The 13,162-nt window shown below is 44.2% G+C and carries 13 protein-coding genes; 6 read left to right on the top strand and 7 right to left on the bottom strand.

Translation table 11 applies throughout. The features are described 5' to 3' along the window. Positions 1-57: 57 nt before the first annotated feature. Positions 58-711: a cupin domain-containing protein gene (locus tag AACR09_RS18590; protein ID WP_193835542.1), complete on the bottom strand. Its 654-nt coding sequence runs from the start codon at positions 709-711 to the stop codon at positions 58-60. Positions 712-846: 135 nt separating this feature from the next. Continuing rightward, positions 847-1,614 (bottom strand): SDR family NAD(P)-dependent oxidoreductase, encoded by a 768-nt coding sequence (locus tag AACR09_RS18585; protein ID WP_193835541.1) that lies wholly within the window; start codon positions 1,612-1,614, stop codon positions 847-849. 105 nt (positions 1,615-1,719) lie between these two features. On the opposite strand from AACR09_RS18585, the gene AACR09_RS18580 reads away from it, so the two are divergent. Beyond that, the gene (locus AACR09_RS18580) at positions 1,720-2,058 is read left to right on the top strand and encodes a winged helix-turn-helix transcriptional regulator (RefSeq protein WP_004733017.1); all 339 of its coding nucleotides are present in this window, start codon (positions 1,720-1,722) and stop codon (positions 2,056-2,058) included. A gap of 71 nt (positions 2,059-2,129) precedes the next feature. On the opposite strand, the gene AACR09_RS18575 is transcribed toward AACR09_RS18580, so the two are convergent. After that, the gene (locus AACR09_RS18575; protein WP_050643751.1) at positions 2,130-3,035 is read right to left on the bottom strand and encodes a LysR family transcriptional regulator; all 906 of its coding nucleotides are present in this window, start codon (positions 3,033-3,035) and stop codon (positions 2,130-2,132) included. Between the two features lie 227 nt (positions 3,036-3,262). Here AACR09_RS18575 and AACR09_RS18570 point away from each other — a divergent pair, with 227 nt between their 5' ends. Next, positions 3,263-3,982 (top strand): SDR family oxidoreductase, encoded by a 720-nt coding sequence (locus AACR09_RS18570; protein ID WP_193835540.1) that lies wholly within the window; start codon positions 3,263-3,265, stop codon positions 3,980-3,982. Between the two features lie 110 nt (positions 3,983-4,092). On the opposite strand, the gene AACR09_RS18565 is transcribed toward AACR09_RS18570, so the two are convergent. Both AACR09_RS18565 and ompW read right to left on the bottom strand, forming a co-directional pair. Beyond that, positions 4,093-5,910 (bottom strand): choice-of-anchor I family protein, encoded by a 1,818-nt coding sequence (locus tag AACR09_RS18565; protein ID WP_193835539.1) that lies wholly within the window; start codon positions 5,908-5,910, stop codon positions 4,093-4,095. Between the two features lie 202 nt (positions 5,911-6,112). Continuing rightward, on the bottom strand, positions 6,113-6,760 hold the full coding sequence (gene ompW, locus AACR09_RS18560) for an outer membrane protein OmpW (protein ID WP_193835538.1): 648 nt from the start codon (positions 6,758-6,760) through the stop codon (positions 6,113-6,115). A gap of 400 nt (positions 6,761-7,160) precedes the next feature. Between ompW and glgC the strand changes: the two genes are divergently transcribed. Continuing rightward, entirely contained in the window at positions 7,161-8,381 is a 1,221-nt protein-coding gene (gene glgC, locus AACR09_RS18555) for a glucose-1-phosphate adenylyltransferase (RefSeq protein WP_193835537.1), read from the top strand. A 122-nt stretch (positions 8,382-8,503) separates the two neighbouring features. Here glgC and AACR09_RS18550 read toward each other — a convergent pair whose 3' ends face one another. After that, the gene (locus AACR09_RS18550; RefSeq protein WP_076644880.1) at positions 8,504-9,934 is read right to left on the bottom strand and encodes a YfcC family protein; all 1,431 of its coding nucleotides are present in this window, start codon (positions 9,932-9,934) and stop codon (positions 8,504-8,506) included. Between the two features lie 410 nt (positions 9,935-10,344). Further along, the gene (locus AACR09_RS18545) at positions 10,345-10,929 is read right to left on the bottom strand and encodes a hypothetical protein (RefSeq protein WP_193835536.1); all 585 of its coding nucleotides are present in this window, start codon (positions 10,927-10,929) and stop codon (positions 10,345-10,347) included. Between the two features lie 420 nt (positions 10,930-11,349). On the opposite strand from AACR09_RS18545, the gene hpf reads away from it, so the two are divergent. The 3 genes from hpf to AACR09_RS18530 all read left to right on the top strand — a co-directional run bounded on the left by hpf (position 11,350) and on the right by AACR09_RS18530 (position 13,029). Further along, positions 11,350-11,706: a ribosome hibernation-promoting factor, HPF/YfiA family gene (hpf, locus tag AACR09_RS18540; RefSeq protein WP_004733000.1), complete on the top strand. Its 357-nt coding sequence runs from the start codon at positions 11,350-11,352 to the stop codon at positions 11,704-11,706. Between the two features lie 278 nt (positions 11,707-11,984). Further along, entirely contained in the window at positions 11,985-12,140 is a 156-nt protein-coding gene (locus AACR09_RS18535) for a DUF3012 domain-containing protein (protein ID WP_004732998.1), read from the top strand. 109 nt (positions 12,141-12,249) lie between these two features. Further along, positions 12,250-13,029: an HAD-IIB family hydrolase gene (locus AACR09_RS18530; RefSeq protein WP_004732996.1), complete on the top strand. Its 780-nt coding sequence runs from the start codon at positions 12,250-12,252 to the stop codon at positions 13,027-13,029. Positions 13,030-13,162 lie beyond the last annotated feature (133 nt).

The following is a 13,162-nucleotide window of genomic DNA, read 5'->3' as shown; positions in this document are numbered from 1 at the left end:
AAAAAAGCCGCTTGTTCACAACAATGCGGCTTTCTCATCTTTATATTGAGCATTCCTTTAATCCAATGGCAAGTGACCCGTTTTCACTAGGATAACCGTCTCTTCTTCCACATAAGGGAAATGCTCGCTCATATGAGGGCTACGCATCCAAGTGTGTTTTGGATACACGCCATGTTCATCTTTAAAAGTGCCTGTCAACACAAAGATCTCTTCACCACCAAAATGACGGTGTGGCTGAAAGCGCTCACCAACGGGCCATTTCACCAAGGCCACATTTTCGAGCTCAAAGCCATGCAGCGGCATTACTTGTAAGCCACCGATGCCCGGAAGCCATTCCGTTTCTAGAGTATTGATACGAACCTGAGTTAAGTCTCTCGCATCAAACTGGTTGAGCTTCACCAAGATCGTGCAGCCATCTTTGCTTGATGGAGAATGCGCACTACCCGGCGGATTACGGATATAAGTGCCCGCTGGGAAATCTCCGGTTTCATCAGAGAAAACACCCTCTAATACGAAGATCTCTTCACCTTGCGGGTGCGGGTGCTCAGAAAATGAAGATTCAGGATCGTATTTCACGACGCTGGTCGTGTGGCCCGATTCTTTCTCTTCTCTTTCAAGCGGCTTACGCCAAACCCCTTTGGCAGGGCTTGCAATCCAGTCTAATGATTCGGTTTCAATAACCAGTTTCTTTGAAAAGTCCATGTTGAACATAATGGCGACCTTACTCTTGTTATCGTTTTAATTATTCTTATTATCTTTCTAGCTTTTATTCTACGCGAATACTCATCCAGGAGGCCATCTCGCTGCTATTTTGCCTACGCGACAGCCACCTAAAAAGAATCCTAATTAATTGCGACCAGCAATCACACCGCCATCAACATCCCAGATTGCACCCGTTACCCAATCAGCACTGTCTGACAGTAAGAAAGAGATGCTATTGGCGATGTCTTTCGGCAAACCAACTCGACCAATCGGGTGGAACGCATTGAAACCTTCTAGCGCTTGATCCACTTCTTCAGGTTTAATGAAAGATTCGTAAATCGGCGTTTTAACCACAGCTGGAGACACCGCATTTACACGAATGCTATGCTCAGCCAGTTCCATTGCCATGTGCTGTGTTAAGGCGTGCAAACCAGCTTTAGCCATTGAATAGGCAGAAGATGGCGTCGCTTTGATTGCTTGCTTACCCCACATAGAACCAACGTTAACCACACTGCCGCCACCGTTCTTGATCATCAATTTGCTTATCGCTTGAGTGATGAAGAAGGTTGCTTTATTGAGCTGCATGTATTGCTCGTAATCAGATTCTTGATGCTCGATAAACGCTTTAGGGTTGAAGTAGCCAGCCGCATTAACAAGGTAACCAATACCCTCTTCAAGCGACTCTAGATGCGCAATGAGATTAGCTACACTCGCATCATCATAAAGGTTAGCTTGCCAGCCTGAAGCATGACCTAACGATTGCAGTTCTGACACCGCTTTATCTAACTTAGTTGGGTTATTGCCGACAACCAACACATGGATGTTTTGAGCGACTAACTGCTTCGCTGTTTCAAAGCCCATACCACTTGTGCCACCGATTACTACTGCAATACCATTTTTAGTGAAGTTCATTTTGTTATCTCCTAAGTCATGTGAACGTGGTAATCTTAGGCCTTGAACTAACACTATGAATAGTAAGTACAAATCGGTTAGGTAGGTACTTATTGGTACATCTTTATGAAAAATCAGGAAAACTTTTTTTCAAGAAAATCAGCACCCGAGCGCTCAGCTCGCATGGTAGAAACCATCTACGGCTGTAAATGGTCGCTAACGGTTTACCAATTACTGGCAAATGGCATTAATCGCCCCGGTGAAATGGTGCGCTCAGTAGAAGGGCTATCTACCAAGGTATTGAATGAATGTTTGAAGCGAAATGTAGAATTCGGGATTTTAGATAAGCAAATGTTCAACGAACTGCCACCAAGAGTTGAGTACCAAGTGACACCGTTCGGTGAGAAGTTCTTGTTGATTCTAGACCAGCTGGAAAACCTACAAAACGAAATCGACGAGATGTAAGTTCGAGCCAGTCCAACTATTGCCAAAAAACGGAAGACAAAAGAAGGAAGACGGACGACAGCACGCAGCGCTTAACTGACTGGCATTTGCTCAAAACGGCCTTTCACAAAATCAATGAAGGTCCGGATTCGGCTTGGTTGATAGCGGTCTCGATGGTAGATCGCTGAAAAGTCCACTTTCGGCACCACCCACTCATCAAACACCTGCTCTAGTTGTCCGTCATTGAGTTCTTGTAAGCAATAGATGGTTGGAACACGAATAATTCCGTTGCCTGACTTCGCGCCCTGTACCAACACTCGACCATTTTTGCATTGCAACCTGCCCGTCACATGCACATCGACCGTTTTCTTGGTGTCATCCAAAGCTTGAAAACTCCACTTACGCACTGACCCCGTTAAGCAATCATGATGGATTAGATCTTTAGGGTGATTTGGCTTTCCTTTGCGAGCGAAATACTCAGGGCTCGCGAGTGTTCCCATCTCAATGTCTAGAAGCTTTCTTGCGATAAACCCTGCATCTTCTAAGCTCCCCATGCGAAAAGCGATATCGAAAGCGTCTTCAATCAGATCGACTCGGTTACTACTAAAATCAAGACTGATGCTGATGTCTGGGTAGAGCTGCATAAACTCATTGACCAGATCCGCGATGATCACCTCACCAAGATAACCACCGACACAGTTTACTTTTATATCGCCACGTACTTCTTCGACATCATCCACTGCAGCAATCAGAGCTTGGTCTATATTATCTAAGGCTTGTTCACATCTCGCGTACAGATCTTGCCCCGCGTGAGTCAGCCTTAAGGTTCGAGTAGTGCGGATAAACAGAGTGACTCCCATTTGCTTTTCTAGGCTACTTACTTGGCGTGACACGTGGGAGCGCGACACATCAAGCTCCTCCGCTGCTTTAGTGAAGTTACCTAAACGAGCGATAAGCACGAAAGAACGAATGTCAGACAGGTTAATTTGATTGAGCATGGTCGCCAGCTTACTTGTGAAATTTAAAAAGTGATGAAGTAATAAAGTGAACACCTTTATTGTTGCACTACAGCAACAGTGTTTCAAGTAAAGCGCTATATATCAACAATACTATTTTCCTTAATATACCTCCATCGCAACGAAGCAAGGCAACAAGCACTTGATTCGAATGCACTTAAACAATACGTCGTAGCCAACCGACGCAATAAAAGTACAGAGGAAATAAAATGAAAAAACTAATCGTAATTACAGGTGCAAGCTCTGGTATTGGTGAAGCAATCGCTCGTCGTCTAAGCGATGAAGGTCACCCTCTGCTACTTTTAGCTCGTCGTGTTGACCGCCTCGAAGCGCTTAACCTACCAAACTCACTATCAGTGAAAGTAGACGTAACAGACAAAGCATCTTTTGACGCGGCAATCGCACAAGGTGAAGAGAAATTTGGTCCTGTAGATGCGCTTATCAACAATGCTGGTGCAATGCTTCTTGGTCAAATCGATACTCAAGACGCTCAAGAGTGGAAGACAATGTTCGATGTGAACGTAATTGGTCTTCTAAACGGCATGCAGTCTGTACTTGCTCCGATGATGAAACGTAACACAGGTACTATCATCAACATCAGCTCAATTGCGGGTAAGAAAACATTCCCAAGCCACGCTGCTTACTGTGGTACTAAGTTCGCGGTTCACGCTATCTCTGAAAACGTTCGTGAAGAAGTAGCAGCTTCAAATGTTCGTGTTACGACTATCGCACCAGGTGCTGTAGAGACTGAGCTTCTGTCGCACACAACATCTCAAGAAATCAAAGATGGTTACGACTCTTGGAAAGAAGACATGGGCGGCGTATTGGCAGCTGACGATATCGCTCGCGCTGTATCATTCGCTTACCAACAACCACAAAACGTATGTATCCGTGAGATTGCTCTAGCACCAACTAAGCAACAGCCATAGAAGCCAATCTATCACGTATATATTCGTGAAAATTAAATAGAAAGCGCCACTACTGATTCAGTAGTGGCGCTTTTGTTTTTATTGAGTCTAGCTACAAGCAGTAACCGTGATTAAAACTCAACGCGGTAAACTGACGTGCTACCACTCACTTCGTTGCCAACCGCAATAAAGTGGTTACCAGAACGAGTAAAATACTTGATTGATTCTGGACCTAGGTCTCCTGCTTTCGAGTTATAAGTATCGTTATCGCAACCACCGTCTTCATCAACCTTAGTGCATACAGGCTGAGTAAAATTGCGGTTATTTAGATAGCTGATGAAACTTGCGCTCTTAGGCTGCGTTACGTCGTAAATCATGATGCCACCTTGGCGCTCAAGTCCAATAAAGGCATACTGCTTGCCGTTAATCTCAGCAACTTCGATGGCTTCAGGCTCTACCCCTTTATCATCGCTACGATCGTCACCGCTTTGGTTGTTATCATTAGTGCTGTTGAAGTTTGCAGGATCTTGCTCAAGTACGATTCGAACAAAATCATCACCGCTATCAAACACTAACTCGCCTGACTCATCCCAAATAGAGAACGAGCGACTACCGAATGCTTGAACCTTTTGATCAGCAGCGAGTGTCCCTCGTGGCTTAATCACTTTAAGACGTGCAAGTTGCTTGTTGTCTTTCAATGCACCAGCTAATGGGTGGTTAGCATCAACGTCTAACTTCTTGCCACGCACTTCATCGACATAAGCGATACAAAAGTCTTTTTCTGTTGCGTAGTTTTCGGTGCCTTTATAGTCATCACCATCCCACTCAAAACCTTTCTCGTCACACATTTCTTGCGTGGTTTTGATGCCATACTCACGACCATCACCTTCATTCGCAGTCACAATGTAGGTGTTGCCATCAACACTGTAGCTGGTGATGCTGTCTGGCATGTAAAGGCCTTCCAACATTGCGTAGCTTTGTAGGTTACCGATGTTTTTATCTTTATTTGACGCATCTAGCTTAGCGTTATCCCAAGGCTTCCCGCCTAATCCAAGAATCGCATCCACTTGTGCACTCGCCACATCAATCGCTGCCAACGCATTGTTCTCTTGAAGGGCAACGTAGAGTTTTCCGTTATCAGCAAACGTTAGGTATTCCGGTTCAAGGTCTTGAGCGACAGTTGCATTCGGCGCAGAGAGTCGAACCTTGTCGGCCAGCTCTGCATGGCGGGGCTGGCCTTGGTTGAATGCCTTGAAATCAATCTGAGTGACTGTCGCTTGCAAAGGACCACTGCTTAAATCCACCAGCGTTACTGAGCCTTCAGGATCAATGCTGTAATCCGCATTCGGCTCACCTTCATTTGCAGAGGCAATGTAGCGACCATCTTTCGAGAAGCTCACCATGTCCGGTAATGCACCAGCCGTATAAGTAGTGATCAGCTCTAACGTGTCTGAACGATAAAGTGCAATGATGCCGTTTTGTTGCTTGTCGGCATTTTCAATAGCGACAGCAACTAATCCTTGATGAGTCGACACACTATTCGCTGCACCAATATCAACACCCGAAGCTGCAGCCGCTGATTGAAGATCAATAGAACCCGAAGATGTTGGTTCGCTAGCTGAGTTCATTGATAACACATCGACTTTCTGCGCTTGAGCGTTCACAACATAAAGCTTATCGGTACATGAATCGTAGCTGACGATTTCGGCTGCTGAGGTATCAAACGGAGCGTCGGTAATAGCACGTCCAACCAGACTGATTCCGGTTACCTCAGCATTGGAAGCGCTTGGCTGCTCGATGGATTGGCATTGAAAGCTAAAAGCATCAAGTGACGTTTGAGATGGGATAGCAGCCGTTGGTGATGTTGACGTTGATTGAGAACACCCTACTAGAGCAGAACTTACCGCAATAGGCAGTAATAGTGTCAGCTTATTAAATTTACGATTCATATATCCTCCATGATTTGAAACGCGATCATAGAGGGCTGTTATGACACTTATCTTTCTCTTTTATTAACAATAAATGACAACAATCAGTTTGCTTCACCCATAACAACAATAAGTTGGAGTGAGCATTTCATTAACAAGCAAGCAAAAAAAAGCGCCCAAGCTGGCTGGTGCTTGAGCGCCTTTAGTAAACTAATAAAGAGGGTTAGAAGTTGTAACCACCACCGATCATGAATACCCATGGGTCGATATCAACGTCGGTTGAGTATTGTTTTCCACCCGCTTTATATTTCGCTGTAGTATCAATGTCTGCATACCAAACTGACGCATTCAAGAACCAATCTTCATTGATCATGTAATCCATACCAATGTTTGCCGCAAGTCCCCAAGAGTCATCAAGAGATAAGTCACTTAAGCCTGCATCTTTACCAGTGCCATTAAGTTCTTCATCAAAGAAGACAGTGTAGTTAATGCCCGCACCTACGTAAGGGCGGAACTTGCTGTTTGCTTCGCCGAAGTAGTACTGAACCATCAACGTTGGTGGTAAGTGTTTTGTCTCGGCGATATCACCTAAACCACCATGGTTTGTAGAAATTGTATGGGAGAACGGTGTCGCTGCAAGAATCTCGAGACTGATGTTGTCTGTAAACATGTAACCAAATGTCAATCCAAGTTGGGTGTTTGAATCCACACCAAATTTTGACCCCGATGTCTCCAGAACATCTCCACTGCTATCGTTAGGAGATACCATTGCTGCACCTGCACGGATGATGAAATCACCTTCTTTATGAGCAAAAACGTTGGTTGACATAAGAGCCGCAATAACCGCAATACCACATACTGTTTTTTTCATTATAATTTCCTTTTGAGGGCTTAATTTTTATTGGTGAATGAGTAATCATTTCTTATTTTGCGTGCAAGGTAGCATATAATAACCCTACTTTATTGATGGAAATCAATTTGTGAAAAGTTGTGATTATTTATGTAAATTTATATCGACCTGATCACTTTATTCCTTCATTTTATTGACAGTTTTGTAATGCAACTTTCCCGTGCGTCATCTTGTTAATTCACCACCCTCACTTTGCCCAGGTCTCTTCGGATCAAAATAGAGCAAGCCAATATCTCGTACGCATCAATTTGGTGCAGATCTACAAGAATCAATCTCACCTCGTTTAATATTCAATGAGTTACATTTGGCTTAGTGCTTGCAAGTCTATGTTCATAATCATAAATACATTGAGGTTCTGACCATGCAAGACACTCTAACAATCGTTCTGGCCGGCGGTGTTGGCTCTCGGCTTTCTCCCCTCACCGATAACCGTGCAAAACCTGCGGTGCCCTTTGGTGGCAAATATCGAATCATCGATTTCACACTCGCGAACTGCTTACACTCTGGGCTTCGCCAAATTCTGGTACTGACTCAGTACAAGTCTCACTCTTTGCAAAAACATTTAAGGGATGGTTGGTCGGTACTTAACCCCGAGCTCGGCGAATACATCACCAATGTTCCCCCACAAATGCGAACCGGTGATAGCTGGTACAGCGGTACAGCCGATGCGATTTATCAAAACTTGTATCTGCTTTCTCGTAGTGAAGCTAAGCATGTGGTGGTGTTATCAGGCGACCATATCTATCGCATGGATTACGCGCCAATGCTCAAGCAACACAAAACGAACGAGGCCGACTTAACCGTGGCGTGCATGGAAGTTTCAATTGATGAAGCCAAAGAGTTTGGTGTGATGGAGATAGACGAATCTCTCGAGATCAATAACTTTACCGAAAAGCCACGTTACCCAGCATGTGTACCCGGTAGGCCAACTCGAAGCATGGCTTCAATGGGTATTTACGTCTTTGATAAAGAGGTGTTAACACAAGCGCTACTGGCGGATGCCGAAGACCCGAACTCAAGCCACGATTTTGGTAAAGACATCATTCCTAAATTGGTCGGCAACAACAGTGTTTACGGATACAAGTTTGGTGATGAAGAAGGCCGAGTGACCCAAGATGCGTACTGGAGAGATGTGGGTACTATCGACTCTTATTACCAATCCAACATGGATCTGTTGAAGCCAGCCTCGCCTATCGATTTATACCAACCAGATTGGGCGATTCGCACCTATGATCCGCAACTTCCACCTGCGCGAACCATTGCTTCTGTAGAAGGAAACCAAGGGATATTCATCAACTCGATGATCGCGAATGGAGTAGTGATTGAAGGGGGTTCGGCGCAAAACTCTATCTTCTTCCCTAAGGTCAAAGTCAGCAATGCCGCGATTGTGATTGATAGTATTCTGTTTGAAGACGTTGAGATTGGGCGAAACTGCCATATTCAGAACTGCATCATCGATAAGAACGTTAAGGTGCCAGATGGAACCCAAATAGGCATTGATAGACTTGCCGACGCTAAACGCTTCCACATATCGAAAAAAGGCGTCATTGTCGTGCCCTCTTCTTACCAATTTGAAGAGTAATCTTGGTGATTGTAATAGCTTTTCTTTAAACGAAAAAAGGCAGCGAATTCGCTGCCTTCTTATTTACTCACACGGCTTCAGTTAAGCCTTAACTGTCCATGCATTCGATTAAACAGAAACCCTTAGAAAGGCCCTAGCTCGATCATTTGAGCAATCACAACTGAAATCAAAGCGCCCACTGACCAGAACAAGAACAGCGGTAAGAAGAAACGAACCCACTTGGTGTAAGGTACTTTTGCAATAGCCAATACCGCTAACAAGCCACCGTTGGTTGGGTAAATATAGTTAGAAATACCATCACCCAATTGAGAAGCAAGTGCTGCTACTTGGCGAGTCACTTGACCAATATCTGCCAATGGAATGATGATTGGCATAGTGATCACCGCTTGGCCACTGCCAGACGGAATGAATAAGTTGATCGCAGCCTGCGAAAAGTAGATCCCTGCTGCTGCCACAAGTTTAGAGCTACCAGAAATGATCTGTGCAAGATAAAAGATAATAGAATCAACAATCTTCGCATCTTCCATAATGGTCAACACTGAGCGAGCGAAGAAGATGATCAGTACTGCCACCAATACATCGCTAACACCTTTGGTCCAATACTCACAAATCTTGTTCGGAGATAAACCCGCCACCAAACCCGGAATGATCGCCATTGCCACGAATGCACCCGCAATCTCAGTGAAACCGAAACCCATCGTCAGCGTACCGAAGATCATGTATGCGAATACACCCAAGAACGCGATGCCCGCAAGCTTTTCACGAGTAGTCAGTGTTTTCACTTCAACGCTAGATTCATAGTGGTAACCCGTACCATGCAACAAACCTTTGGTTGGATCTTGCTTAACTTTGCGCGCGTAATTAAGTACATACCAAGCACCCGTTAACAACATGAACATGCCAACAATAAAGCGGTACCACATGCCTGAATACATAGGCAGTTCAGCAATAGTGTGTGCGATACCTGTGAAGAATGGGTTAGCTAGGGCAGCTGCAAAACCAGCACAACTTGCCAGTAAAACAACACCAAGTGCCGTTATCGCGTCATAGCCAAGTTTGATACAGATAGGGATCATCAAAGAGATAAAAATGACATCAAGCTCACGCATACCGGTGAAGGTGACGTTGAAAAAGATCGCAGTCATGATCACAGGTGCAATCACGTACAAGCCTTGCTTCTTTAGCTTAGTCGTCAGCGCAACGACGGATGCGTCTAACAAACCCATGTGTTTGATAATGCCGAAAGCACCACCCACAAACACCACAACACCCATCACACCAGAAGCGGATTTGAAGCCTTTAAAAAATGATTCGAAAAAAGAGGCTAATGTTGTTGGGTTACTGGCTAATAGTGTGTAACTGTCTGGGTCGATAACCGTGCGGCCATTCATGACCACTCGTTCAAACTCACCAGCAGGGATGAAGTAAGTTGCGATGGCAGCAACAATCACCATGATAACCAAAGAGAGAAACGGGTGGTTTACTTCTTTCTCTATCGGAGCTGTGTTACCAGCTTGAGATGTAGGTACGGACGTAGATACCGTAGTCGTCATATAGACTCCTTACTTGTCAGCAACTAAGGAGTACTTAGCCGCCGAGAGGGATTTTTGGAAAAACGAAACCCTTCACGCAGAACTAAGTTCGCGCTAATTTAGGCTGTTTCAAAAAGGCCTTTGATAGATGGTGCTCTCAAATGTACATAGTGAAGTAGTGAGTACTACTCTCTTTGCGTCCGAGCAAAATGCAGATGTTCAGCCAAGTCAGGCCAAACTGAATGAGGTCATTACGGCAGATAAACAAAGAAATCCGCTGAGTAATATGTTTTTTATCAATTACAAAGACAAGCCGCGCATGCTAACACAACGAGCGGTAAATTGTCAGAAAAGCGTGAGTTTCGTCATGTTTTGGTGGGCTTAAAAAAAGCGCCTAGCAAAAACTGGGCGCTTTTCTTACATGAACTTAATTACTTAGGCGCTAGCTCATAGTTTTCTTGCATCTCATGAGGGGCAATCCCGTACTCATAATCCGCTAAGTAACCATCCTTATAGACCTTCATTCCCTTCTCATCCCAGCTCACTTTGATCATCGCCGTGTTGCCATCTTCACTGCCTAACAGCTCAAGCATTTCAGCATCAATCTTAATGGCTTTGATGGTTTTAATACGCTTAAACGGCTTAAATTCAACGGTCGAGGTTGGCAAAGATCCGTAGCTGCTGATCCACGTCTCTTTAGGTACTAGCCATTGGTTGAAAACATCATCCACAATCGCTTTCGGCATGCTTGCGATAACAATAGAATCTGTCATTACGTTATTTGTCTCGATGCTGTAACCGCCCTCACCGTCTGAAACATAGGTCGGGAAATCAATGCCAATTTCAGACTCGGCTGGTAAACGACCTAAGGTGACCGACTTCTTAACGTACAGTTCTGCCGTTTCAAATTGCTGCATGATCTCAGGGATCTTCTGGAATTCAACTGGGGCAGCAAAGGCATTGAAAGCGAAAGAAAGGGAAGCTGCAATTGCAGCGAATTTAACAGGCATTTTCATGATAACGGATCCAAATAGAAGATGGCTGTTAGAGTATCCCGTACTAAAATTCATCTCAATATCTCATTGTTCTTTATATCAGTAATTGTGATATTGACAGAGCAGATATGTTTTGTTCACTAAAATGGATGTGGATTTATAAAAGCAGACTAGAATAAGTATTTGGAGTGATGCGTGATTAGGGCGATAAAAACTAAGTTGAAAGAGTGAATTGGAGCAATACTTCAAAGGTGAGGGATTTTTAAACACGTTTGAAATTCACGAAACATAATATGCGACCAGTTCATCGGACTTTCAAGGGAGTAATGGGAGATTATTTGATAACACTGAAGTGAATCACACATGTGCTATTTCGCAGTTGGTTAAACTCACCGATGTTTGCTACGTTTAAATGACACAGTCATTGGAAAGGTATGATTTATGAAAATAAATGTTCAAACACATCACGTATCAATTAACGACGAGTCACGCAAAGACATCGAAAGTAAATTCGAGAAGATATCGAACCATTTCCCATCACTGATCAGTTGCGACATCATCATTACTAAAGAACACGGTCAACATCAGGTAGAAGTATTCACCAACTACGAAGGTGTACGAGTAACAGCAAAATCTACAGACGATGTTATGTACCCAGCTATCGCTGCAGCACTCAAGAAACTTGAAGCAGGCCTAAGTAACCGTAAGGGACAATTGAAAGCAGACCTACACGAGAAACCAACGAGCACGAAGCCAGAAATCGCTTCGGACATCATCCAAGAGATGAAACTGGTATAACTCGACAAGTAGTTAAAGCGCACTAACAAATAGAAGCGCACAAGAATTTCAAAGCCAGCACATGTTGCTGGCTTTTTCGATCCCCCCTCAATCTCTTTATCAATCTATCACTTCGATTTTGCCTATCGCGACGGCCTAACCTCTTCACTTCCCATCTTAGAACCAAGCCCAACTCTATATCGTTTTTAACAAACTTATGTCACTGACTGCTATAACAATCGCTAGTCGTATTTGGTACAGTTATAAGCAGAAATTTAGAGAATAAAGGAATGTTTATTATGAAAAAAATCGCGCTAATTCTATTTCTAGCGACTCAACTGATGGCTTGTACAGAAGTGGGCAGTGAAGCTTGGTGTACAGATATGAAAGAAAAACCGAAAGGCGACTGGACTGCCAATGAAGCCGGTGATTTTGCTAAACATTGTGTTTTCTAAACACGGTTAAGCGTTAATTAACGACACTTAGTAGCACTGAGTGAAAAACGTTTAACGACGAACAGAGCACTCCACACAACACAATAAACCCGAATAAGTGAGTTTGAGGATGGAACACCAACTAGGTAATGACTGGCAACACATCAACTGGGTATTAACCGACGTCGATGACACGCTCACTTGGCAAGGTTCACTCCCTCCAGAAACCCTGATTGCGCTACAGAAGCTGAGAGACAATGGAATCAAAGTAGTCGCAGTAACGGGAGCCTGTGCTGGTTGGTGTGACCATATTGCTCAGCTTTGGCCTGTCGATGCCGTGCTTGGAGAGAACGGCGCCTTCTTACTAGAGAAGCAAGATGGTGCATTACAACTCTCATCAGAAACACCGCTAGAACAAGTGCGTCAGAACCAAGCTAAGCTAAAACAAGAAGTTGAAGCGATCTTGCTGAGTTACCCCGACCTCTCGCTAACTTTGGATCAATCTTACCGCTTGTGTGAGGTCGCGATTGATATCGGCCAAAACCGTAAGCCTGTTGATCCTGAAACTGTTCAAGCGGTACTCGAAAGAATACACGCTTTAGGCGCACACGCGACGGCAAGTTCGATTCATATCAATGCTTGGTATGGCGAACACTCAAAGAAAAACGCCGTGCACCGTTTCCTTGCTAATAAAGGCTTATCGCTTGAGAAAATCCACAATCAGGCCTGCTATGTCGGCGATTCAATGAACGATCAGCAGATGTTCGAATCACTACCACTCACAGTTGGCGTGGCAAACATTAAGCATTATTGGGATAAGTTAGATCATCATCCAAGTAAGGTGATGTCGCAGCCGGGTGGCTATGGGTTTGCAGAATTTGTGGATGCGCTGCTGGCAGTTAAAAGCTAGACACTTAAAAACGAGTCACGCCCTTCTACTTCTAACAAGGTCTTAGGTCACTCAATAGACATAAAAAACGACCGCTAGGTAGACCGAAGTACCTAGGGTCGTTTGAGCTTCAAAATGCTAGATAAGCTCTTAA

It is taken from the genome of Vibrio sp. OPT20 (assembly GCF_963889365.1).
Classification (GTDB): Bacteria; Pseudomonadota; Gammaproteobacteria; order Enterobacterales; family Vibrionaceae; genus Vibrio; species Vibrio splendidus.
Note: the sequence above shows the minus strand (reverse complement) of the source record. Positions and strands in the feature narration are given on the sequence as shown.